The following is a 25182-nucleotide window of genomic DNA, read 5'->3' on the forward strand; positions in this document are numbered from 1 at the left end:
ATTTGCAGCATGAACCAGGTAGGCATCGGCACAAGAGTGATCAATTTTATAGCAGACACGTTGCTTGTCATTATTTTAAGTTTCATTTTCAATAAAGTGTGGGATTTCTATGTTATTTATTGGGGATATCCTTATATCAATCCGCTGTTATCCTTTGGAGGAATGCTTTTTATCTATTATTTCATTTTCGAATTGTTTTGGGCCAAAACGCCCGGCAAATGGCTTTCTTATACGAAAGTTGTAGATAAAAAAGGGCTTAAACCTGGTTTTATTCAAATATTTCTGCGTAGTATTGTCAGGCTAACAATCATAGACTGTTTTTTTATCCCATTTTTAAATAAACCGTTGCATGATTACGTTAGTAGTACGGAAGTGATAGAAGTATAATTTTTCTGTACCCGGCTATGAAATACAAATTGAGGCTTTCGTTGCGTCGCACTCTTGTACGATAAAACTTAAAGCAGCATATTTAAATCCAGCCAATATCTTTGGAAAATTAATTGCTTAACATCTCCTTCCGAATCCAGTAAAAACACAGAACGTACCCAATATCCAATGAATTTAGTTCTGTTTTTATTCAAAACGTGTAAGCAGTATACCCCTGTTTAAACGATTTTAAAATCAAGGCTTTTTTGCCGCACAATGAACAGAAACCAGAAGTGTGCGACGCAACAGAAGTCAAAAAGAATTAATAAAGTTGGACACAAAAACAAATAAAAATATAACAGTAAAAAAGATAATTGATAACGATTATCATTCTGTTCCCTAAAACAATCTCTTATGAAAACAAAATCTACACTATTTGTTGTTTCATTTATTTTATTGCTTTCCAAATTTTCTGCAAACGCACAATGTACTGTTACCATTACAGGCAAAAAAGAACTCGGTAGTCCGCTTAAGGCCAAAACAGGGGATTGTCATGTTGAAATGTTGACCTGGCAACTAAACGGGGAGACTGTTTATGTAGCCTATCAAACACAGTTTAGAAGAAAAGGAACTGTTGTCGCAGGAGGCAACGCATATGGTAGTGCAAGCAATCAGCTTGCAGCTCCAGGTGATGTATATGTAGATGATGCGGGCAATGTATATGTTTTGGACGGCAATAATAATCGTGTGCAAAAATGGGCACCGGGAGCTACTGTGGGTGAAACTGTTGCAGGTGGTCATGGCCTTGGTTCAGCAGCAAATCAATTCTTTTTACCTCAAGGTTTTTTTGTAGATAAAATGGGAAATATTTACGTTGCAGATCTTTTTAATAATCGTGTACAAAAATGGGCTCTGGGGGCTACTACTGGCGAAACTGTTGCAGGTGGAAACGGCTATGGTTCTGGCGCAAACCAGTTGGCAAGCCCTAAGGATGTATTCGTAGATGCTGTTGGAAATGTTTTTGTAACAGATGCAGATAATAACCGAGTTCAAAGATGGGCACCAGGCGCTACGATGGGTGTAACAGTTGCAGGTGGCAATGGCTATGGCTCAAATGCTAACCAGTTAAAAAACCCATTCAGCCTCTTTGTTGATGAAACTGGCAGTGTTTATATATCAGATAGAACAAATAACCGTATACAAAAATGGGCGGCAGGTGCTTCCAGCGGTGTAACAGTTGCTGCTGGAACAAATGGAAGTGGAGAAGATAGCTCTCAGCTAAATGATCCCAGAGGTTTATTTGTTGATTCATATGGCAGGATGTATATATCAGATTATTTTAACAACCGCATACAGAAATGGGTTCCTGGTATGGAGTATGGTGTAACTATTGCCGGTGGGCGTGGAGTAGGCGAAACACCGGGTAAATTGAATCATCCTTCAGGTGTTTATATGAGCGGAAACGGAGACTTGTATGTAACTGATGAAGGAAACAACCGTGTTGAAAAATATTCAGGGTTTAATTTTATAAAAGACAGGTTTATACCTACCGTAGCTGGTAAATATCGTGTTATTGCAGTATGTTCAAATGGCCTTATTGACACCAGTGCAGAAGTTGAAATTGGCATGGACCTCGCTTTGCAGGCAGTTCCATCAGTTGAAACAGCGGTTATAAAGAATGATAATGTGGTTACGATATTTCCTAACCCTGCTCTTGAATACACGACTTTGAAATATACAACATCTAAACAGGGAAAGATAGTAGTGCAGATTACTGATATTTCCGGAAAAGTTGTTATTCGTAATGCATATACTTCTATAAAAGGAGAAAATCAGTTAAAAATAGATGTAAGCAATCTTGCAAGAGGAAATTATATTGTGTGTATAATAAATGGGGATACATCACAAACAGCAAAATTGAACAAACTATAAATAATAAATTGTCCTTGATCAATAACCCGGCATAAGCAGGTTGCTATTTGCCGGGTTACTTTTTTCATATACTATCGAAATAGAATCCTGAGGTATAACCATATTCGTGATAATAGAAGAATCTTGTACTAATGCATTGCCACTATTAAAAGTATAACAGATTAATAGCTCACCATTATCTAACAGTTTTCTTTCAAAAATATATGCTTTAGTTTCTACAGAGTGGCTCGCATTGCAGGAAATGATAGCAAGAAAAAATACAGAGGGTAAGATTTTTTTGAACATAAAAATAGTGCACAAAAAAAGGGCCATGTTTTTAAACATAGCCCTTGAATTTTTTTAGGCAGCTTGCTTTTGTTTTTTTCGCTTTATCTGTGTAACCAGGGACTCAAGTGCACAATCGAAAGATTCTTCAAAAGATTTAGAGGAAGCCTTTACAAAAAAGTTTTGACGGGGTACATGCACTCTAATCTCAGCGATCTTGTCTTTAATCGTGTGAACCACATTATCAAGTTTTAAGAAAACGTCCACTTTTACTATTCTGTCATGGAACGTGTTAAGCTTTTCCAATTTTTTGTTTACATAGTCAACTAGCTTAACGTCTGCATCAAAATGAACAGATTGGATGTTTACATTCATAGAAAATCGCTTTTAACGGTGAACAATAAATAAAGAACTTTTAGCATAGATTTTAGTCGATAGGATATCTTTTTATTTTCAAAATGAAGTTACCAAACTGCTATCATAAAATCAAATTTTCAGACAGTTTTTTGAGACATATACAAGTAAATTTCTGTTAAAAGAACTTAATAATTTTAAGCTTTGGGATGTGCCTTTTTGTGAATATCTTTTAGCTTCTCGATGGTATTATGTGTATAAACCTGGGTAGCAGCGAGACTTGAATGTCCAAGCAATTCTTTAACCGCATTTAGTTCTGCCCCATTATTCATGAGATGTGTGGCAAAAGTATGACGTAACACATGCGGACTTTTCTTTTCGATTGTTATCTCATTCACTTCTTTCAGCATATTGTTTACCCTTGAATAAACATAGCGGCCATAAAGCGGTTTGCCTTTTTTATTTATAAGCAGTTCATCAACATTCTCAAGTCTTACAGACTTTTCATCCATATAAGATTGCAGCTCTTTTAATAATTCATTTGAGATCGGAATGATCCTTTCCTTATTTCCTTTACCAAGCACTTTTATTTGACCATAATAGACGTCGATATGTTTTTCCTTTAGTGTTATCAGTTCGCTTAAACGCATGCCGGTTTGATATAATAATGAAAGGATCAGTTTGTCAGTTTTTCTTTCCCATTCGTTCTTTTTTATCACATGCTGCTTTCCCTTTTTTCCCCCCTCACTAAAAAGTTGTTTTGTTCCTTTTTCATCCACAAAGGAAGGCAACCTCTTACTGATCTTTGGCGATGTAATGGTTGTCATGGGTGTTTGTTGAACAACACCTGCTCTCATTAAAAAACGAAACAACGATTTAAGTGTAGATATCTTTCGATTGATGGTTTTAGAATTATTTTTTTGCTCTTTTAACTGAGCCAGCCAGGATCTTACGATAAATGCAGTAATATTTTCAGGATCAGCATTATTATACTGTTCTTGTAAATAATCAGAGAACTGCTTAAGATCGGTTGAATATGAGATGAGCGTGTGCTGCGAATATCTTTTTTCGAAGCGCAGATAATCAAGAAAAGCTTTTACCTGAGGATGAGTTAGTAGCATAAAAAACAGCCATAAAGGTAATGAACCTTATGGCTGTAATATTTTTAAAATGTAAATTGATTAAGCTTCAATCTTTCCGCTAACTATCTTCTGCTTGTAGATAGCTTTCAAAACCTCACCGCGACGTTTAACAGAAGGCTTTGTAAAACTCTGGCGCTCTCTTAACTGCAACAGAACTTTACTTTTCTCAAATTTCTTTTTGTACTTTTTGAGTGCTTTGTCAATGTTTTCGCAATCTTTTGAATCTATTATTAGCATAACTTATATACCTCCTTAGGTAGTTTTTTGGAGCGCAAAGATAGGTATATAAATAATATTTCCAAACTCATTTTTAAAGTAAAAAAAATGCCTTTTTTTCAACCCGGCATCAGTTTTTTATAGCATCCCAATTGCGTCGCACTCTTGTACAGATAAATAGGATTCAGCAATCAGCTGCCAAATTTCAGGTAAAAAAGCTTTGTCTACTGAATGCTGATACCTGAAAGCTGATACCTGTTCTAAACGTACAAGTGAGTGACACAACGAACGATGCTATCAGTACAAAAGCCGGTAACAAAATAATTATTCTCATTCACACACAAATTTTTTAGTACATCATCTTTTCTAATTCCGTTAAATCACAGTTCTTTGCGGCATGTATCAGCTCATACGTAGCCTGTTATTCCGGTTTCCAACAGAAGATGTGCATTATTTTTCAATGAATGCTTTGCGCAGTGCCTGCAAAACCGGTTTCATGAAAAAAATCATTAGCAGCAATTTTTCTTTTAATGATACAGCGTTATCCAAGGAATTGTTTGGATTGTATTTTAAAAACCCTGTCGGACTCGGTGCCGGTTTTGACAAGAATGCATTGTATTTAACTGAACTTGAAACGCTGGGTTTTGGATTTGTTGAAATAGGAACCGTTACACCAAAACCGCAGGCTGGGAATGATAAACCACGATTGTTTCGTTTGCCAAAAGACAAAGCACTTATTAACCGCATGGGATTTAACAATGATGGGGTAGAAGTTGTTTCAAAACGGTTGAAAACATGGAAAGACAAAAATAAATCTGAAAGCCCGATCATTATTGGTGGCAACATCGGTAAGAATAAAATAACAGCTAATGAAGATGCATGGAAAGATTATGAAATATGCTTCCATGGTCTTTTTGATTGTGTTGATTATTTTGTAGTAAATGTTAGCAGCCCCAACACGCCGGGTTTGCGTGAATTGCAGGAAAAAGATTCGCTGAGAAAGATACTTGCACATCTACAGGTTATCAATAACAGCAAAGCAAAGCGAAAACCATTGCTGTTGAAAATTGCACCAGATCTTACCAAAGAACAATTAGATGATATCGTTGACTTAACTTTTGAAGTACAACTTGATGGGCTTGTTGCAACGAACACAACCATAAGCCGTGAGCATCTTGTAACGCCAAAAAGTGAAGTAGAAGCTATGGGTGCTGGTGGATTAAGTGGAAAACCTTTAATGGAGCGTTCAACCGAAGTGCTGCAATATCTTACAAATCAGCTGCAATATAAAGTTCCGGTAATTGCAAGTGGTGGTATATTTACCGGTGCAGATGCAGAAGAAAAATTTGATGCAGGCGCTTCACTAATACAGGTGTGGACTGGTTTTATTTATGAGGGTCCATCTATTGTAAAAAATATTTGCAGGTATTTGCGTAATGAAAAATTAAATCAGGAAACTAATTAATAAACAATTTTGAATGGACTATTTATTTACCAGTGAAAGCATCATTAGTTTTTTTGTTCTTGTTATCCTCGAAATTGTGCTTGGTATTGATAATGTAATTTTCGTAAGCATTATCATAAACAGGCTAAACACTGCAAAGGATCAAAAAAAAGCACGCCGTACATGGATGATTACAGGAATTATTTCACGTAGTTTATTGCTACTTGGTTTAGGTTGGCTGCTTTCACAAAAAGGCAAATCCGTATTTACTTTATTTGGAAAAGGTTTTGACCTGGCAAGTATAGTAATGTTGCTTGGCGGACTATTTCTTATTTATAAATCCGTAAAAGAAATACATGGAAAACTGGAAGGCGAAGATCCAAACGCTGATACTAAAGACAAGCGAGGGCTTTCTTTTATGCAGGCGGTTTTACAGATCATATTAATAGATGCCGTGTTTTCTTTCGATAGTATTATTACAGCCGGTGGTACTGCGCAACACGTAGAGATCATGATCGCGGCTGTTATTATAGCGATGATCATTATGTTTCTATTCAGTCCTAAAATTGCAGGCTTTATTCATAAACATCCCACACTAAAAATGCTGGCTTTATCATTTCTTGTTATGATTGGTTTAAGTCTTATCATGGAAGGCTGGGATTCAGAGGCGGCAGAAAAGTTGCGCCTCAAGAACTATATTTATTTTGGTATGGCATTTTCTTTTATTGTTGAAGTGCTCAACATGTCCATGCGTAAAAGAGCGGAGCGCAAAAGAGTTGTATCGCTTAATGAGCCAATATTAGACAGCAGGGATGACAACTACTCTGATATGGCAAAGTGATTTTTGGGTGCCGGGCATTTGAATATATAGGCAACTGTTGTTGCGTCGCACACTTGAGCTGTAGCAATTCTATTAACTAAAATTTACCGGAGAAAATATTTTATAAAAGCTGAGCAGGATATCAAACGTATAAGAGTGCGACGCAAGTAAAGCTTCATAATATTCTGTAGTCCGGATCAAAAAATTATACCCGTTTTTTCTTCCACCAATATTGTTGCAGCAACATAGAAAACCATGCGGAAAGGATGGCAGCAATAATACCTCCGGCAACATCCAAAGGAAAATGCTGAGCAAGATATACACGTGAATAGCCAACTAATGATGCATAAAAAAAGCCAATAATTATCCACCACCTTTTAGGCAGCAGCAAACAAAATAATAAATAAATAGTAAATGCTGTAGCCGAATGTCCCGAAGGGAAGCTGCCGATAGTATGTACATCAACACCTTTAACTGTGTGAATAAGATCAGTGGCTTTAATTGCTTTTATTGGCCTTGGTAAATCAGGAAAAATAAAATTCTTTACCCCTTGCGTAAAAATGGTCGAAAATATAAAAGAACTAATAAGTAATACAAGTGCGTCTTTTCTTTTTAAAAGAAAGATAATAATCAGTAGTACAGGAACCCACATTATTCCATCACCGGCATAAGTAAATGCTGCAAAGAAAATATCTGCCGCATTGCCCGCATCTGTGTTGAGTAAAAGAAAGAGATTTTCTTTACCTATGTTGTAAGAAAAATACAACAGTGTAAACGACAGCAGGAGCGACAACACTACTGCTATCAAAAGATTTTTCTTGTTAAGGTTTTGCTTCATGCTTTAATATAACAGTAGTTGGTAATTCGAAAATATCATGGTGTCTTGCGATCTCCTGTAGCTGCATATCTTTCAATGAATCGAGATAATCTGTTCTTGTAATGATAATGGCATTACCGGTGCTATCCAGCCAATGCTGCATAGTAGCTTTATTGTATGCCTGCGGAATATTTTTATCCAGGTAGAATCTGTAGCCCGGATTGAAAATATCATAAGCATAAATATTTGGTGCGTTTTTTAAAATTTCCATTGTTTTAGCAACGGGGTTTTGTTTATATAATTCAGGGTAAGCATAAGCCAACCCTGCGATATTTAATGCGGTAAAAGAAAGTACGATGATCGCTGTTTTTCGAGGCCAGTCATATTTATACATGAATGTTACAACCAACATTATTATTGGCGCAACGAGTAAAAATAAAGGAAGTGAGCTGGCAAGTGTTGCTGCTTCGGGTTCTGCTTTAATAGCAAAGTATGCACCCACAGGTAATACAGTGGTAAATACAAGTAATATATACCACGGATATTTTTTTGAAACAATTTCTTTATTCAAAAGTTTTGCAATAAAAGCTCCCAACACTATAGCTGCAAAAGGATAACAGGGCATAGGATAGTTGGGCAGTTTAGTACTGGATAAACTAAAGAATACAACAAACGCTATAGTAACAATCGCTCCGAATTTTGTTAATGGATGTGTAAAGACTTTTTTACGTTGCCTTATAACTTCACCAATAAAACTCATAAAAGGCAGCAATCCAACAAGAACAAATAATAACGTAACAAGAAAAAATCCGCCATGCCCTTCCTGCGGGTCAGAAAAACGATTGAGATTATTGTCTATAAAAAATCCTTTTGTCCATGTACCATTAGTAGCCTTATCAACTGCATAATACCATGGCACAGATATTATGCAAAGCAGGAGCGCAGCAGGAATCAAATGCCAGGTAAAAACCGTTTTCCATTTTTTGCTGGTGATTATCCATATCAATAAACATAATCCCGGTAAAGCTAATGCCACAGGGCCTTTTGCTAATATAGCCAGTCCCAAAGCTGCTGCTGCTATATACAATTGTTTAACATTGTTTTCCTGTAGCCAGGTAAATGCACTGAATAAACCCAGCGTTATGAAACATATTAAATAGGGATCCGGTACAGACAACCTGAACTCAAATAAAAAATGTGTACTGGCAACTAAAACCAATGCACTGCAAAAAGCTGTAAATACATTGTACAATCTTTTTGTGTACAGGAAAGTAAATAACACCGTAAGTAATCCCATTATCACAGAAAAGAAACGTGCTGCGAATTCTGTTGTGCCAAATATTTTGTAAGCAGCAATCATAAAGAAATAATGGAGCGGCGGTTTATCTGTGCGTAAAATACCATTGAAAGTAGGGACGATCCAGTTATTATTCCCCATCATTTCCTTTGCGCATTGTGCATTTTTAGCTTCATCCAAAATATAAATTGGTGTTGCGCCCAACCGGAATAATAACACAAAAGCAAGTAATGCAAATAGTCCGTATGTATAAGACGACCTGTATGCAGATTGGTTGATCAAACAAATTATTTTAATGATTACGCTTCCCTGTACCCTTAGTCAAGGATAGCTGCAAAACTACTGGAAACCATAAATAAAGTTTTAACTAATTGTACAACATTGTATGGCATTCTTTATGTTCTTTGTTATGCAAACAAAAGGTATGAAAAAAATTCTATGGATTTTTTTACTGGCAGGCTTTACTTCCTCAGCGCAATCTTATACACTTGATACGCTTTTCAACGCCACTGCTTATGCCAATTCATTTTTGTTACTTCCATTTACCGGTACAACTAATACCGGCAGTAAATACATTGCAGGCTTTAACCAACAAATAGATAAATATGGGAATCAACATGAACTTGAAATAATCCGTATTGATCTTACCACAGGAAATGTTACCAATAAAAAGTTGACAGGTTTTACAGGAGGCAAAGGTTATTATTGGAACTATACTTTTGACAAATATGGAAGTCTTTATCTTTCCATGTATTACCCTACAAGAAAAGTATTACTACTAGACCTCACAGATTCCATTGCATATAAAGATCTGGGAAATCCTTTTATAAACGCAAGTTCTGTTATCTATTCATTATCGCCCGGAAGAGATGGTCATATATATTTTGGTGCCAGTGGTGGCTCAACTTGCTGGAGTGAATATGATCCTGTAACGAAAGAAATGAAAAAGCACCCTTCGGTTGATGCTGATGATGATTATTTGCTGAGTATTGCAGGTGATGACGATTATGCTTATATGCAAACAGGGCAGCGGAAAAGTATTAATTTATGGTCAGTGAATAAACGTACCAATGAAAAAAAATTATTATTCAGTGTTTCTAATAAAACAAGGTATAATCTCTCTGCTTATACAGATGCGGTGTATGTAAGTATCAGCACTGATACACTAAAAGGGTTATTTAAACTTTCAGGTGGAGAAGCCATTAAGAGTAATAATTATTCTGCAGACAGTAAAATTATATCTGGTCTATACGAACCAGGTAAGAGTCGAGATCCAAAACAAGTGTTTTATTTTAACCCCTTAACATCGCAGGTATATTTTTCAATGGATAAGAAAAAATATGATAGCGTGTATATTCAAAATATACCCGAACAAATGAGTATTCGCCGTATGTTCTCTTTTCCCAATGATAAAGACAATATTTATTATGCAGGAGATTACTACGGAAACTATTATCGCTATAATTTTAAAGAGCAGAAAGCATACCTGCTTGGTTCGACTGACTATAATATTTATTCCTCAATTGCTTTAAACGATAGCATGATCTATCTCTCCGGCTATCCCAGTGGCTATCTCATGCTGTGGAATAAGAACCAGCCATGGACAACAAATAAATTCATTGATGGCAAAATGATGAACGTGAGAGATCCAAATGCAAATCCTAAAATAATTCATTACTGGAAAAGCGAAGGCTCTCCTGCTGCAGGATTTCATCATACCTATCAGATGCTGAAAGACAGTAAAGGAAATATTATTGGTGCGGGTGATGTAATAAGAATTGGGAATGCCGCATCTATCGGAGTATATAATGCAAACACTAATAAAATATATGGTATCGATTACGAACCCTTTACAGGCTTGGGTTTTGCAGGGATAGCAATGTGGAAAGATTTGGTGTTGTATAGTATGCGTTCCAAAGGAGGAACAAAAAAATCTAAAATTTATTTTTATGATCCTGCCTTGAATAAAATGGTTGATAGCATTGACCTTGGTTTCAATAACTATGGTAAAATATTAATTCAAAACAACATGCTTACCGGCGTAGCAGATAACAAAATATATCGTATTTCATTGCCCGATAAAAAATTGCAGTGGAGTTATACACTTAGTAATACTATCAATGGATTTTTTCTGCTTAGTAACGGCAGGTTTGTTATAAACACAGTTTCAGTATTACCTGCAGCATTAAAAGATTTTATTTCGCTGCCCATAAACAACTATTACGAAGCAAACAGCGTGTTGTATGCAATTGCTGGCAACCATATCATTCGTATAGATATTAAATGATTTTTTTGAGCCATGCATTTTATCATGTGGCGTCGCCTGTTGCGTCGCCTGTTGCGTCGCACTCTTATACTTTCAGAAGAAAAGGCAACGAGACAATAGGCAGATAGTATTACTTAACTGTTCATTGTTCATTCAACCGTACAAGAGTGCGACGCAACGATGTTGCCCAAGGTAGTAAATGCCGGGCTCATAATAATATGTGTAAAAAAACGGGCCGCCAAAAAAGGCAGCCCTGGTGTTGATCTCCATAGCGGCTAACAACAGGTTAAGTTTTACATACGTCCTGGAATAATTTTATTGCATTAACAACTTACTGCAGATAATGAGATGAGTGCTATCAAATGATATCAGGTTATTATAAGCTCATCATAGTTTAACAACAAAATGATAAAAAACAAATAAAATGCCAGAAAACATTTGACAGATAGTTAGTTGGTAATGTTGTAAAGCAAAATTGCAAGCAACTATAAAGACAAGCAAGGTGATATTTCACTAATAGCGATGTGATTTTTCACTGCGGTTTTTGAACCGGGTTTTTATAAACCCAATACAAACCAATAAATGAAATTACAAGTGTAATAAGATAGAAGCTTATACTGATACTTACAGGAGTGGGATCATTGGTAAGGTGTAACAACGTATTGCTACCCCACAGAAATACAACTTCTCTTGCCCCAAGCCCGCCTATTGTTAGTGGAAGAATTGCAACAATGGAAGAAAGTAAAAAGAGTAATATATACACTGTTTGGTGCTCGCTGATATGCAACGCCAGCATGATTGTATAAGCACACAATACTTGTAATGCCTGAACCGAAAGCCCAAGCCACAACGTGGGCCAGAAGCCTTTTATAAACGATGGAAATATTTTTTGTACAAAAAAATAATATGCCGCAATACCAACTGGTAATGCTATTAGCAATGCAAGTGAATAGTTTGCTCCGCTAAAAACAAAATAATAGTAGATAACTGCAAGTATGCCAAGGCCAACAACGCCACTGATCCTATCAAGCAATACAGCTGCCGTTAATTGTTTTGCAGGATACTGGTATGTACGGTTTAATAAAATAACTTTATATGCATCACCACCAATACCACCGGGTAGAAATAAATTATAGAACATGCCCAGCCAGTACAATTTTAAATTCTGTGTTTGCGATAGCTGTACATTAATATTTTTAAAGTAAATGTTTAGCCTGAATGCAGAAACAATTTTGGAAGCAGTAAATAAAATCACCGCAACAAAAAGCCACAGCCAGTTACTGTGTTGAATAATATCAAAACTTTTGCCCCAATCAATTTTGCGACTAACATACCACAGGCAAACTGCAGTAACAGCAATCTTTATAAAGAGTTTGAAAAATGATTTTACAGATTCTTTAATGGGCATGCAAGTTCATTATTCCGGTGTATGTGTTCAACTATCGTTGATTATTTTTCATTGTTGCTGTTCCACACTTTTCTAACCTGGTAAGTTTTTTTATTGCCGCTTTCATAATAAGTGCGCATGCTAACCTCTGCAAGAATACCGATGGTTATTAATTGTATACCACCAAGCAATAATATCATACCTAATAACAAAAGTGGTTTGCCCCAAATATCTTCGCCCATTATTTTTAAAACGAGCATGTAGATATTAATAATGATGCCAAGAAACAAACTGATGAAACCCATCGTGCCAAAAAGATGCATTGGTTTCTGACTATACTTTCTAAAGAACACCATAGTAACAAGATCACTCATTACCCTGAATGTTCTTCCTAATCCATATTTTGAAACACCAAATTTGCGTGCATGATGCTTTACATCAACCTGCACAATTCTGGCACCCTGCATACTTGCAAGCACCGGAATAAATCGGTGTAACTCTCCATATAAACCAAGGTCTTCAGCAATCTCTCTTTTAAAAACTTTGAGTGTGCAGCCATAATCCTGTATATAAACTTTTGTCATGCTGCGAATGATAGCATTTGCAATTTTGCTAGGTATTTTACGCAGCACAGCACCATCTTTCCTGTTCTTTCTGTTGCCGGCAACAACATCCCAATCTTCCGCTTTCAATTTCTCCAGCATCATCGGTATGTCAGAAGGATCATTCTGCAGATCACCATCAAGCATCGTTACATATGTACCGGTGGAATAATCGATACCAGCAGCCATAGCCGTACTCTGGCCGTAATTTTTGCGAAGGTCAATCAGCGTAATCCTGTCTGTAATATTTTCTTTTATGCGTTCTCTTGTTGCATCAGTAGAGCCATCATCTACAAAGATCACCTCGTAATCATAATCTTTCAAAGCAGCTTCCACGGCTTCTATCATTGGCTTAACATTGTCTTCCTCGTTCATAACAGGAATAACAACAGAGAGTTCTCTCATATAATTTATTTGCGCCGCAAAGGTAAGAGATAATGATTTCGGATTTTGGATTTGAGATTTCGGGTTTTTTGGGGACAAACTTTTGCACCTGTGGCATCACCCGTTGTGTCACTCACTTGTACGTTCAGAACAATGAGGAGCAATAAAAACAAAACCCTGCAAAAAGCAAGGTCTTGCTATATAAACTCACTCAATAAAAAACTAAATAATTCCCGCCAGTTCCAGGCTTCTCTTTTTCAAATTTCTTATTTCAATACTTTCAATAACAGGTTCCGGTGTAAGAATAAAGGAAACGCTATGTTGCTTCCACCACTTATCATTTACCAGTTTATTAAAATGAATAACACCAACAAAGTAACTTCTTTCCTGCCCGCCATGCCATTCTTCTATCCATTCAAATTCTTCTTTAGGTACATCCGTTAACTGATTAAAACTTACATATGCTTTTACATAAAAATCATTCGTTAGTTCTCCCGGTGTGTGATAATATAATTTTTTATATTCATAATGGTAATCATAACGTAATGCAGATATATCGCTCAATACAGCAGAAGCAGTAGGAAAACTACCTGCACCTTTCCCATAAAAGAATTGCTTATCTGCAAAACCACTTTCAATTACTACACCGTTGTATTCATTCTTTACAAAACTTAAATGATCATCATGTGGTACAAATTGTGGCAACACAAATGCAGCAACCTTACCACTTTTTAATTTTTGTGCCTGCGCTACGAGTTTTATATCAAAGCCTTTTTCTTTTGCAACAGCGGCGTCACTGCCCTGTATATTTTGAATGCCGGTAAATACAATATTCTCTGATTTTGTAACGATACCATAAGCGTGTGTCAGCAAGAATGTCCATTTGTTTAAAGCATCATAACCTTCCACATCTAATGCAGGGTTGCTTTCTGCAAAACCAAGCTGTTGCGCTAACAATAAAGCTTCTGTATAATCCAGTTTATCTTCAAACATCTTGGTTAAGATGAAGTTGGTAGAACCATTTACAATCGCTTTAATGCCATGTAGCAAATCGTTATCGTAATACTCTTCTAAATTCCTGATTACAGGAATAGAAGCACATGCTGCAGCTTCACATAAGAACGGCAAGCCTGTCTCTTTCTGTAAAGCAAGAATTTCAGGTAAATGTTCAGCGATCATTTTCTTGCTGGCGCTTACCACAGCTTTGCCATTTTTAAATGCAGTATGTACAATATCAAACGCTGCATCAGCGTCATCAATTACTTCTACAATTACATTGATGTCTTTATTAAACAGCAGATCATCTTTTTCTGTGGTAAATAATTCGGCCGGTGCGTTTCTTTTCTTGCCGGCATGTTTAATACATACTCTTCTTATCTCTGCTTTTAATGATGGTGTTTGTTTTAATACTTTATATAAACCTTCACCAACCACACCAAAACCAAATAATCCAATTACTAGTTTCTTGTCAGTACTCATTTTAATTCTTTTTGTTGCCCGTTTCCTGTTGCTGTTACCGGAATCCTGGTAACTGGCAACCGGTAACTTATACAGGCTTTAATTCTGTTGTATGTTGACTAATAAAATCTCTTACTAAATTTTCTATTGTTTCAAACTCCAGTAAAAATCCATCATGACCATAATAAGAATCAATAATGGCTAATTGTGCGTTTGGAATATATGCAGATAATAATTCCTGCTCACTTGTTGGAAACAGTACGTCTGATGAAATGCTTATCACCAATGCTTTTGCTTTAATACTTTGCAATGCTGCACGCACACTATCTCTGCCTCTTCCTACATTATGTTTGTCCATTGCCTGGCTTAAAAAATAATAGCTGAATGCATTAAAACGCTTGGCTAATTTTTCTCCCTGGTAACGTTGATAGCTTTCTGCTTTAAAAACTTTCTCATCAATGCTTTTGCCTTCCGTATCTATAGTAAAACCTTGCTGAGATTTCGAATAAGCTTCATAATGCCTGTAAGAAATGAGTGCAATACTTCTGGCAATCTTCATTCCTTCAAGCCCGGCATCTACCTGTTCTTCTTTCCAGGTTGCATCGTTTTCTATGCACATGCGTTGACTTGCATTGAATGCAACACCCCATGCAGAATGTTCTGCATTTGTTGCAATCGGGAAAATAAATTCAAACAATTCCGGTTTTTCAATATTCCATTCTAGTAATTGTTGCCCGCCCATTGAGCCGCCAACACCAATGTAAATTTTATCAATGTTCAAATATTTTCTCAACAATTCATAAGCCCTTGCCATGTCCCTTGTCGTGAACAATGGAAAATCATGATAGTAAGGTTTATCTGTCAGCGGATCATTATCAAGAGGAGAGATGCTGCCATAACAACTGCCCGGCATGTTTACGCAAACAATAAAATATTTAGAAGGATCAAACAATTTTGTTTCGCCGACCAAGCCTGTCCACCATTCTGCGGGATTGCTGTTTGCTGTTAACGCATGAAAGATCCATACCACATTACTCTTATCTGCATTTAGTCTACCAAGTGTTGTGTACGCCAAATGAAAGCCTGGTAACGTTCTGCCGCTTTCGAGTGTAAATGAATTGTTGTAATAAAAAATTTCCGGTTGCAATGTTTTTTATTTTGTATTTAACTATGTTGCTACTATCAGGCTTTCGTTGTGTCACTCACTTCATCGTTCAGTTCAATATTGAACAAAGCGTACAAGCGTGCGACGCAACGAAAGCTTAATTTATATTCAATTGTTGGGTTCATAAGCCCCCATCCCCTAAAGGGGAGTTTATGAACATCTCTAATAAAATATTTTACAATAATTTTTCATTCCCCCTTGAGGGGGTTAGGGGGCACACTAATTCAATGCAAACTGTGGCTCATTAACTTTTTGAAATGCCTGTTCAAGATCTGCTTTTATATCATCGATATGTTCAATGCCCACGCTGATGCGCACCATGTTTGGCAATACACCACTTGCCAATTGCTCAGCTTCGCCTAATTGTTCATGCGTAGTAGATGCAGGATGAATTACCAATGTTTTTGCATCACCAACATTTGCAAGGTGACTTGCAAGTTTCAATTCATCAATAAATTTTGCGGCCTTCTCTTTGCCACCTTTTATGCCGAACTGCAACACACCACCAAAACCATTGGGTAAATATTTTTTCGCCAATGCGTTGTACGGACTACTTGCCAAACCCGGATACCAAACATACTCAACGGAAGGATGAGATTCCAGCCATTGCGCCAATGCCAGCGCATTCTGTGCATGACGTTCTGCACGCAACGACAATGTTTCGATGCCCTGAATGAAAAGGAATGAATTGAAAGGCGCAAGAGAAGCACCAAAATCCCGAAGCCCTTCAACACGTGCACGAATAGCAAATGCAATGTTTGGCAAACCAAGCGGGTTGCCTTCTCCAAATACATCCCAGAATTTCAAGCCGTGATAACCTTCAGATGGTTCTGTAAACTGCGGGAATTTACCATTAGCCCAATTGTAATTGCCACCGTCAACGATAACCCCGCCAATGCTGGTACCATGACCACCGATCCATTTTGTTGCTGACTCTACAACAATGTTTGCACCCCATTCGATCGGTTTAAAATAATAGCCGCCTGCACCAAAAGTATTGTCAACGATCAATGGCAGATCATATTCTTTTGCAAGTGCAACAAACTTTTCAAAGTCAGGAATGTTCAAACGTGGATTGCCAATTGTTTCAAGAAAAATGGCTTTGGTATTTTTATCAATGTGCGGAACAAAACTTTCTACGTTGTCTCCATCAGCAAAACGTACATCAATACCCAAACGTTTAAAAGAAACTTTGAATTGGTTGTATGTTCCGCCGTATAAGTAAGATGTAGAAACAAAGTTGTCGCCAGCCCGGCAAATATTAGTGATGGCAAGAAATTGTGCAGCTTGCCCACTACCGGTTGCCAGGGCAGCAACACCACCTTCCAGTGCAGCCATGCGTTGTTCAAACACATCGGTTGTCGGGTTCATGATGCGTGTATAAATATTCCCGAATTCACGCAGGCCAAATAAATTGGCCGCATGTTCCGAATTGTTGAAGCCGTAAGATGTAGTTTGATAAATAGGCACGGCACGGGCCTTTGTTGTTGGATCAATTTGTTGACCGGCATGCAATTGCAAAGTTTCGAAATGTAATTTGCTCATTGTTAGAATTTTTTTTGTGTAAAGAAAAAGATTGAAGTAGGTTATTGAAATCACCAAACTGAGTGATTGAAAGAGTAGATTATTTTATGCCTTACGGCATACAACAACAGCAAAAACACATGCTTTTGCAAACATGATTTTGAGAAGATATGATTGTTGTAACCGCTTTCATTTTTATACTCTACAAATGTAATAGACTTTTTTCTTCTTCAAATTTTTGTTTACGACACTTCTGGTTTAAAATTTATTTACAGTACAAAATTATTTTTCCGCACAACTAATGATATAGGGAGGTATTCCCTATTTTAAATTCATTAGTATCCTATTTTTTGAAAATCTTTCTTTTGACCAATAGCAATGAGTGCATTTAGTTTTTCTACTGCATCGAAACCCTTTTCAAGGTCGTTTAATAAATCCTCTACTTCTTCCAATCCAACAGACAACCTTATCAGGCTATCTGCAACACCTGCATCCTTCCGTTTTTCAGCGGGAATAGATTTATGTGTCATGTTTGCAGGGTGGCACAATAAACTCTTTACTCCGCCAAGGCTTTCTGCTAATTTGAAAAGTTTGGTATTTGTTACAAATTGCACTGCTGCCTCTTCTGTATCATTTTTCAATATAAAAGAAACAACACCGCCAAAGCCTTTTGCCTGTTGCTTTGCTATATCATGATTTATATGAGACTTCAAACCGGGGTAATATACTTTATCAACTGCAGGATGTTGCTCCAAATATTCTGCTACAGCTTGTGCATTGATGCAATGTTGTTTTACACGTAACGATAATGTTTCAATACCACGAATAACTAACCAGCTATCAAAAGGAGCGAGGATGGCACCACTTGCATTTTGTATGAACTTTATTTTATCACCAAGTTCTTTGTCTTTTGCTACGACAACACCTGCAATAAGATCACTATGACCACCAAGATATTTTGTTGCTGAATGAACTACAATATCAGCTCCCAGCGTAAGAGGTTTTTGTAAGGCGGGTGATGCAAAAGTATTATCCACGCAAAGTAAGCAGCCTTGCGATTTTGCAACTTTCGCAATGGCTGCGATATCTGAAATTTTTAATGTTGGATTTGTGGGAGTTTCTATCCAGATCAATTTTGTTTTAGGTGTAACTGCATTGAACACATTTTCTACATTAGTGGTGTCAACATAGTTTACCGTAATTCCAAACTTCTCATAGATATGTGTAAACAATCTGAATGCACCGCCATAAATATCATCTACAGCAAGAATTTCATCGCCGCTTTTTAGCAGTTTAATTACTGCATCAATTGCTGCTAGTCCACTGGCAAAAGCAACACCGACGCTACCTTCTTCCAGTTCTGCAATAATGGTTTCTAATGCTGCTCTTGTTGGGTTACCGCTGCGTGCATAATCATAGCCTTTGTTTACGCCTGGCGCTTCCTGTACAAATGTGCTTGTTTGATAAATAGGAACTGCAATTGCGCCTGTTAACGGGTCTGTTGGAATGCTGTGAATGATTTGTGTTGCGTTGCTCATTTCAGAATGTTTTTGCTTCACTGATTGTTTAGTTGTGAAGCGATTAAAAAATTGATTAAACATTTTTTCAATAAAAACTTATTTGAAGAAAGAGCATTTGTTTTGCTCCCCTTTAGGGGCTGGGGGCATGGCATAAAAAAAGCTCACCCGGTAAGTCAGGTGAGCTTAATATGGTTAGCGATGTTATCGCAATTAATCAAACTTTACTCTGACTTATCTCTGCCCGCAATTGCGGACTGGAGTTGGCACCTTCTTACAAGTGAGTGACCTGTAAGGGTTGCCAAGGCTTCATCGGGCCAATTCCCTCTGCCTTTCTTGATAAGTATTTAAAGAACTGGCGCAAAGTTAACAGCGTGATTACGAAACAGCCAAATAATTTTTTGTATGATACCAGCTAAAGTATTTCATGTCATCGTCCCTTGTGTCACTCACTTGTACTATATAACTTTTGGCTACAGATTGCATCTGATGCATATCATCTTATTCAATAACAAAAGTCATTTATTTTATATAAGCATCTTGCTACTTTTAAATTTCCTTCACAATTAAACTAACCATGATGAAAAAGAAATCTATTTTTTTCGGTCTTGTGTTTGTCACTTGCTCAAACATTTCATTTAATGCAATTGCGCAGGCAACTGATGTACAGGATTCTCTTGCGTTGGTAGATTTGTACATCAGCACGAATGGCCCCGGATGGACAACCAATACAAATTGGCTAAAGGGTCCTGTATCCACCTGGTATGGAATAAAGGTAGGCGATGATTCAAGGGTATGGCAAATTGGTCTGACAAATAACAATTTAGAAGGTAGCATTCCTTCTTCTATCGGAGATCTTACAAGTCTTAATAATCTATATTTATCTGGCAATAACCTGACAGGAAGTATTCCACCTGAAATTGGTGTTCCGTATTTCTATAATTTGTATTTAAATGGTAATCAGTTGAGCGGCAGCATTCCACCTGAACTCGGTAATCATTCATATGGTTATGATAGTTGGTATGATTTATCTGATAATCAATTAAGTGGCAGTATTCCTCCTGAATTGGGTAACCTTGGTTCAGTTACCTGGTTGAATTTATCTAATAATCAGTTGAGTGGCAGCATTCCTCCGGAACTTGGTAGTATTGGAGTTACAGATTATGGCCCAAATTTGGATTTGAGCAATAACCTGCTAAGCGGTACTATTCCACCTGAGCTTGCTAATATTGCAACAAATTCATGGGGGGGACTTGCCTCATTAGATTTAAGTTATAACCAGTTAAGCGGCAGCATTCCACCTGAATTTGGTAATATTGATGAAGATAGGGGTTTCAGCCTAAATATATCCTCTAACCGTTTTACATTTGATGGAATGGAATTGATAGCAGAAAAATTACCAGGTACCCAATACGATCATCAAAAACGAATTCCTCTTCACCTCAATAACGGTGTTTTGTCAGCTTCAGCCGGAGGCACATTAAGTAATAATACTTACAAATGGTATGGTTTTCGAAGCAACGGGCATGCCCGTGTTATCGTTACAGGAGATTCTGTTTTTCATCCTACCAAGAGCGGTGTATATTATCTAAGGGTTTTTAACGCTGTTGCTACCGGACTTATCTTGAGAAGTGATACTATTTATTACAGGGAGCCACCCGCCACCGTTGCTTCTGAAGACAACTTACAGGCTAATGAGAACAAAACCCTGTTCATGATTTATCCCAATCCTGCAAAAGATATACTGCATGTACAAACAAATGGTAATACTTCATTTTCATTATTAAATCAAAATGGTAAAATATTACTTATAAAAAATGTTAATGGCAGTGGTACAATTGATGTTTCTAAAATTACTGCAGGTGTTTATTATTTGATAAACAATAGCAATAGAGAAGTGAAGAAAATAATTGTAGAAAAGTAAATATTGTTGGTAAAATAATGCGCACACAAAAGCCGCGTAAGGCATATGATTATAAGATTGCCACATTCCGATATGTCTAACACACAAAGCTATAATCGGGATTCGCAATGACGTTCCTTCTTGTTGATGAACGTTCTTCAGTACAAGAGTGCGACGCAACAGAAGGATCATCGTTAATCTGCAGCCCGGTTCATAAAATGCTTTCAATTGTTTGTGTTGAGACATAACTGTTTTTATTATTAAATACCAATGCATACATTTGCGCCCTATTCATAAAATCTATCTTATTTATGGCAACAACAGCAGACATCAGCCGCGGCCAGATATTGAAACTTGATGGCAGTCTTTATTCAGTGGTTGAATTTGGCGAGAACAAAACTGCCCGTGCCGCAGCAAAAGTGTGGGCTAAATTAAAAGGGGTTGACAATAACCGTACTATTGAAAAAACATGGAACAGTGGGGAAACTATTTTTCCTGTACGCGTGGAAAAGAAGGCCTATCAATACCTGTATAAAGATGAGTCGGGCTATAACCTGATGAACAATGAAACTTTTGAGCAAATTGCATTAGGCGAAGAAATGATTGATGCACCACAGTTTTTAAAAGATGGCAGTGAAGTGTTTGTTTTCATCAATACAGAAACAGATTTACCTATTGGCGCAGAATTGCCTGAAAAGATTGTTGTAAAAATTACCTATTGTGAACCTGGTGTTCGTGGCGATACTGCTACCCGTGCTTTAAAAGCTGCAACTGTTGAGACCGGTGCGGTGGTAAATGTGCCCTTGTTTGTAAATGAAGGAGAACTAATACGTATCAACACCAGGAACGGTGAATATGTAGAAAGAGTAAAAGAATAAAATTAACGCTGCAGTTTTTGCAATAATTCATAAAAAGAGGATGGCCACAAACCGTCCTTTTCTTTTAGCAACAAAGGCTGATTTTGATAAAAACAGAAATAAGAAAAACATGTCTTTTTATCAAAAATTGCCTACTTTGCTCCTCCTTTCGGGGTAAAATCGCTTAAAAACATTACAAAATCCCAAAAATTCGAATTATGGACTTCAAGCAGATACAGGAACTTATTAAGATCATCAACAAGAGCAACATTGGGGAAATTAGTATTGAAGAAAAAGAGTTTAAAATTACCATCAAACAAAAAGAAGACAACATACAAACAGTGGTTACAGCTGCACCCGCACCTGTTTATGCTGCACCTGCACCGGCAGCCCCGACCGCAACGTCAGCTTCTGCGCCTGCAGCCGCTGCTCCTAAGGCTGATAACCTTATAACAATAAAGAGCCCGATGATCGGTACATTCTACCGTAAATCATCTCCGGATAAACCCAATTTTATAGAAGTGGGTGATGAAGTTTCACCAGGCAAAACAGTTTGCATTATTGAGGCAATGAAACTCTTTAATGAAATAGAAAGCGAAGTCAGCGGCAAGATCGTAAAAGTTTTAGTTGATGATGCAAGCCCTGTAGAATATGACCAGCCACTCTTCCTGGTTGAGCCAGCTTAATTTGAAGATGAGGCAATTTGAAAATTTGAAAATGTTTGTAAAAGCATTTCAATTTCAGCTTGCCTTTATTTAAGACATTTTCAAATCATCAAATTTTCAAATTGAAAACATGTTCAAAAAAGTACTTATAGCCAATCGTGGCGAAATTGCTCTTCGTGTTATCAGAACCTGCCGCGAAATGGGCATCAAAACCGTTGCTGTTTATTCTACCGCAGATAAAGACAGTTTACATGTAAAGTTTGCAGATGAAGCCGTTTGTATTGGCAAACCCCAGAGTAGTGAATCATACCTGAATATCCCTCATATTATGGCTGCTGCAGAAATTACTAATGCAGACGCTATTCATCCTGGTTATGGTTTTTTGGCAGAGAATGCCAAGTTCTCAAAAATCTGTGCAGACCATGGTATCAAATTCATTGGCCCAACACCAGAGATGATCAACTCAATGGGAGATAAGATCACTGCAAAAGATACCATGATCAAAGCCGGCGTACCTGTTGTACCCGGTGGTGAAGGTTTGCTTGAAAGTGTATCGCAAGCGAAAGCACTTGCCAAAGAAATCGGATACCCCGTGATCTTAAAAGCAACTGCAGGTGGTGGTGGTAAAGGTATGCGTGTAGTTTGGCAGGAAAGCGATATAGAAAAAAACTACAATACTGCGAAACAGGAAGCTGGCGCATCTTTTAAAAACGATGGTATCTATATGGAAAAATTCGTGGAAGAACCACGCCATATAGAAATACAGGTTGCAGGTGATCGTTATGGCACTGTTTGCCACCTTAGTGAAAGAGATTGCTCTATTCAGCGTCGTCACCAGAAACTGGTAGAAGAATCGCCTTCTCCTTTTATGACTGCTGAACTTCGTGAAAAGATGGGAGCAGCAGCTATTAAAGCTGCCAGCGCTATTGCTTATGAAAGTGTTGGGACAATTGAATTTCTTGTTGATAAGCACCGCAATTTCTACTTCATGGAAATGAATACGCGTATACAGGTAGAGCATTGTGTAACAGAAGAAGTGATCAATTTTGATCTTATAAAAGAACAGATAAAAATTGCCATGGGGGAGAAGATCTCCGGGCAAAGTTATACGCCACAAATGCATGCTATTGAATGTCGCATAAATGCTGAAGATCCATATAATGATTTTCGTCCGTCACCCGGTAAGATCACCACACTTAACACACCCGGTGGTCATGGTGTACGGGTAGATAGCCATGTATATACAGGTTATACCATCCCACCGTATTACGATTCCATGATAGGAAAACTCATTGCTATTGCGCGTACAAGAGATGAAGCCATCAACACTATGTACCGTGCTTTAAGCGAGTATGTAATTGAAGGTGTAAAAACAACGATTCCTTTTCACCTGCAACTGATGCAGAACGAAGATTTCAGGAAAGGAAATTTCACCACCAAGTTTCTTGAATCATTCAAAATGGTTTAATAAAAAAATCCCGCTGCTAAAGCGGGATTTTTATTTTTATATACTTAGCTGCAATACCGTTATGAGGCTTCGTTGTGTCACTCACTTGTACTTTTAAAACAGGTATGAACTATCAGGTATCAGCGTTCATTAAGCAGCGCATATTTAAACTGATATCTAACTGCGGATTGCTGAAATCCATTCCTCAGTACAAGAGTGCGACGCAAGAAAAGCTGATTAAATAATCAAATGCCAGGAACAAAAACCAAAAACGATAAACTACAAACTGTTTTCCTATATTTGCGCACCAAATTTGAATACAAGTGGCAACTAAATTTTCCAAAGAAACTTATATGTACTGGTACGAATTAATGCAATTGATTCGCCAGTTTGAGCTGAAGGCTGAAGAAATGTATAAAATGGCCGGTAAGATCCGTGGTTTTTTTCACGCTTATATAGGCCAGGAAGGCATTGGTGCCGGTTGTATGACAGCTACACGCCAGGAAGATCCGTTTATCACCGGTTACCGCGATCATGGTTTGGCCCTGGCAAAAGGCGTAAGCGCCGACGCCTGTATGGCTGAACTATATGGAAAAGCCACAGGATGCGCGAAAGGCAAGGGTGGTAGTATGCATTTCTTTAGTAAGGAGCATTATTTTTTTGGTGGTCACGGTATAGTTGGTGCCCAAATAGGTACAGGCGCAGGAATTGCGTTTGCAGAACAATACAAAGGCACAGACAACATCGTGCTTTGTTTTTTTGGAGATGGTGCTGCACGCCAGGGCATATTACATGAAACATTCAATCTTGCCATGACGTGGAAATTACCTGTTGTGTTCATTTGTGAAAACAATAATTATGCAATGGGTACTTCAGTGGAAAGAACATCAAACGTTGTAGATATTTATAAACTGGCTGATGCTTACGAAATGCCTGCAGATAAAGTGGATGGCATGAGTTGCGAAGCTGTACACGATGCGGTAGCACGTGCTGTAAAGAGAGCAAGAGAAGGTGGTGGACCTACATTGCTTGAAATGAAAACGTACCGCTACAAAGGCCACTCTATTTCTGACCCACAAAAATACCGTACAAAAGAAGAGGTTGATGAATACAAAGAACGTGATCCAATAGCGCTGGTTTTAAATACAATCAAGGAAAATAATTTTGCTACTGATGAAGAAATTGCGGCTATTGATGCACGTATTAATGCGGTAGTGGAAGCAAGTGTTAAGTTTGCTGAGGAAAGTCCATGGCCGGCAGATGATGAACTATTGAAAGATGTATATGTAGATCAGCATTATCCTTTCATTGTTGATTAAATAAAAAGATAAAACATTTTATAAATCCCAAATATC

At 37.5% G+C, this 25182-nt stretch carries 22 protein-coding genes and 1 riboswitch; of the genes, 10 read left to right on the forward strand and 12 right to left on the reverse strand.

The window, feature by feature from the left end; all coding sequences use genetic code 11:
• The first annotated feature begins 9 nt into the window (after positions 1-9).
• Positions 10-387 (forward strand): RDD family protein, encoded by a 378-nt coding sequence (locus tag FRZ67_RS00630; protein WP_147187676.1) that lies wholly within the window; start codon positions 10-12, stop codon positions 385-387.
• Positions 388-780: 393 nt separating this feature from the next.
• Positions 781-2298, forward strand: a complete 1518-nt coding sequence (locus FRZ67_RS00635; RefSeq protein ID WP_147187677.1) for a T9SS type A sorting domain-containing protein — start codon at positions 781-783, stop codon at positions 2296-2298.
• Positions 2299-2316: 18 nt separating this feature from the next.
• On the opposite strand, the gene FRZ67_RS00640 is transcribed toward FRZ67_RS00635, so the two are convergent.
• From FRZ67_RS00640 to rpsU, 4 genes are all read right to left on the reverse strand, one after another.
• Positions 2317-2583, reverse strand: a complete 267-nt coding sequence (locus FRZ67_RS00640) for a hypothetical protein (protein ID WP_147187678.1) — start codon at positions 2581-2583, stop codon at positions 2317-2319.
• A 54-nt stretch (positions 2584-2637) separates the two neighbouring features.
• Positions 2638-2937, reverse strand: a complete 300-nt coding sequence (locus FRZ67_RS00645; protein ID WP_147187679.1) for an HPF/RaiA family ribosome-associated protein — start codon at positions 2935-2937, stop codon at positions 2638-2640.
• Positions 2938-3113: 176 nt separating this feature from the next.
• The gene (locus tag FRZ67_RS00650; protein ID WP_147187680.1) at positions 3114-4037 is read right to left on the reverse strand and encodes a tyrosine-type recombinase/integrase; all 924 of its coding nucleotides are present in this window, start codon (positions 4035-4037) and stop codon (positions 3114-3116) included.
• Between the two features lie 60 nt (positions 4038-4097).
• Positions 4098-4295 carry a 30S ribosomal protein S21 gene (gene rpsU / locus FRZ67_RS00655; protein ID WP_147187681.1) on the reverse strand — a complete coding sequence of 66 codons (198 nt, stop codon included), beginning with the start codon at positions 4293-4295 and terminating at the stop codon, positions 4098-4100.
• A 376-nt stretch (positions 4296-4671) separates the two neighbouring features.
• On the opposite strand from rpsU, the gene FRZ67_RS00660 reads away from it, so the two are divergent.
• Together FRZ67_RS00660 and FRZ67_RS00665 are read left to right on the forward strand one after the other, a co-directional pair.
• Positions 4672-5739: a quinone-dependent dihydroorotate dehydrogenase gene (locus tag FRZ67_RS00660; RefSeq protein WP_147187682.1), complete on the forward strand. Its 1068-nt coding sequence runs from the start codon at positions 4672-4674 to the stop codon at positions 5737-5739.
• A 13-nt stretch (positions 5740-5752) separates the two neighbouring features.
• A complete protein-coding gene (locus tag FRZ67_RS00665; RefSeq protein ID WP_147187683.1) occupies positions 5753-6559 on the forward strand; it encodes a TerC family protein in 807 nt (268 codons plus the stop codon).
• 184 nt (positions 6560-6743) lie between these two features.
• Here FRZ67_RS00665 and FRZ67_RS00670 read toward each other — a convergent pair whose 3' ends face one another.
• On the reverse strand, positions 6744-7376 hold the full coding sequence (locus tag FRZ67_RS00670) for a phosphatase PAP2 family protein (protein ID WP_147187684.1): 633 nt from the start codon (positions 7374-7376) through the stop codon (positions 6744-6746).
• Positions 7360-8934 carry an ArnT family glycosyltransferase gene (locus tag FRZ67_RS00675; RefSeq protein ID WP_147187685.1) on the reverse strand — a complete coding sequence of 525 codons (1575 nt, stop codon included), beginning with the start codon at positions 8932-8934 and terminating at the stop codon, positions 7360-7362. Before FRZ67_RS00675 ends, FRZ67_RS00670 begins: the two co-directional genes overlap by 17 nt.
• A gap of 142 nt (positions 8935-9076) precedes the next feature.
• Here FRZ67_RS00675 and FRZ67_RS00680 point away from each other — a divergent pair, with 142 nt between their 5' ends.
• Positions 9077-10939 (forward strand): hypothetical protein, encoded by a 1863-nt coding sequence (locus tag FRZ67_RS00680; protein ID WP_147187686.1) that lies wholly within the window; start codon positions 9077-9079, stop codon positions 10937-10939.
• A 511-nt stretch (positions 10940-11450) separates the two neighbouring features.
• Here the strand turns inward: FRZ67_RS00680 and FRZ67_RS00685 are convergent.
• The 6 genes from FRZ67_RS00685 to FRZ67_RS00710 all read right to left on the reverse strand — a co-directional run bounded on the left by FRZ67_RS00685 (position 11451) and on the right by FRZ67_RS00710 (position 18976).
• A complete protein-coding gene (locus tag FRZ67_RS00685; RefSeq protein WP_147187687.1) occupies positions 11451-12326 on the reverse strand; it encodes a lysylphosphatidylglycerol synthase transmembrane domain-containing protein in 876 nt (291 codons plus the stop codon).
• A 41-nt stretch (positions 12327-12367) separates the two neighbouring features.
• Entirely contained in the window at positions 12368-13312 is a 945-nt protein-coding gene (locus FRZ67_RS00690; protein WP_147187688.1) for a glycosyltransferase family 2 protein, read from the reverse strand.
• 201 nt (positions 13313-13513) lie between these two features.
• Positions 13514-14770, reverse strand: coding sequence for a homoserine dehydrogenase (locus FRZ67_RS00695; RefSeq protein WP_147187689.1), 1257 nt, complete (start codon positions 14768-14770; stop codon positions 13514-13516).
• A gap of 67 nt (positions 14771-14837) precedes the next feature.
• The gene (locus tag FRZ67_RS00700) at positions 14838-15896 is read right to left on the reverse strand and encodes a homoserine O-acetyltransferase family protein (protein ID WP_147187690.1); all 1059 of its coding nucleotides are present in this window, start codon (positions 15894-15896) and stop codon (positions 14838-14840) included.
• Positions 15897-16133: 237 nt separating this feature from the next.
• Positions 16134-17459: an O-acetylhomoserine aminocarboxypropyltransferase/cysteine synthase family protein gene (locus FRZ67_RS00705; protein ID WP_147187691.1), complete on the reverse strand. Its 1326-nt coding sequence runs from the start codon at positions 17457-17459 to the stop codon at positions 16134-16136.
• 314 nt (positions 17460-17773) lie between these two features.
• Positions 17774-18976, reverse strand: a complete 1203-nt coding sequence (locus tag FRZ67_RS00710) for a trans-sulfuration enzyme family protein (protein ID WP_147187692.1) — start codon at positions 18974-18976, stop codon at positions 17774-17776.
• Positions 18977-19186: 210 nt separating this feature from the next.
• Positions 19187-19301: riboswitch (SAM riboswitch) on the reverse strand.
• 234 nt (positions 19302-19535) lie between these two features.
• Between FRZ67_RS00710 and FRZ67_RS00715 the strand changes: the two genes are divergently transcribed.
• From FRZ67_RS00715 to pdhA, 5 genes are all read left to right on the forward strand, one after another.
• Entirely contained in the window at positions 19536-20879 is a 1344-nt protein-coding gene (locus tag FRZ67_RS00715) for a T9SS type A sorting domain-containing protein (protein ID WP_158638268.1), read from the forward strand.
• A gap of 290 nt (positions 20880-21169) precedes the next feature.
• Positions 21170-21736 (forward strand): elongation factor P, encoded by a 567-nt coding sequence (gene efp / locus FRZ67_RS00720; protein WP_147187694.1) that lies wholly within the window; start codon positions 21170-21172, stop codon positions 21734-21736.
• Positions 21737-21933: 197 nt separating this feature from the next.
• Entirely contained in the window at positions 21934-22401 is a 468-nt protein-coding gene (gene accB, locus FRZ67_RS00725) for an acetyl-CoA carboxylase biotin carboxyl carrier protein (RefSeq protein WP_147187695.1), read from the forward strand.
• Between the two features lie 109 nt (positions 22402-22510).
• Complete coding sequence (gene accC, locus FRZ67_RS00730; RefSeq protein WP_147187696.1) at positions 22511-23848, forward strand: acetyl-CoA carboxylase biotin carboxylase subunit; 1338 nt, start codon at positions 22511-22513, stop codon at positions 23846-23848.
• A 302-nt stretch (positions 23849-24150) separates the two neighbouring features.
• Positions 24151-25146 (forward strand): pyruvate dehydrogenase (acetyl-transferring) E1 component subunit alpha, encoded by a 996-nt coding sequence (gene pdhA / locus FRZ67_RS00735; protein ID WP_147187697.1) that lies wholly within the window; start codon positions 24151-24153, stop codon positions 25144-25146.
• Positions 25147-25182 lie beyond the last annotated feature (36 nt).

Origin of the sequence: Panacibacter ginsenosidivorans, from assembly GCF_007971225.1 — a bacterium.
Taxonomy (GTDB): Bacteria; Bacteroidota; Bacteroidia; order Chitinophagales; family Chitinophagaceae; genus Panacibacter; species Panacibacter ginsenosidivorans.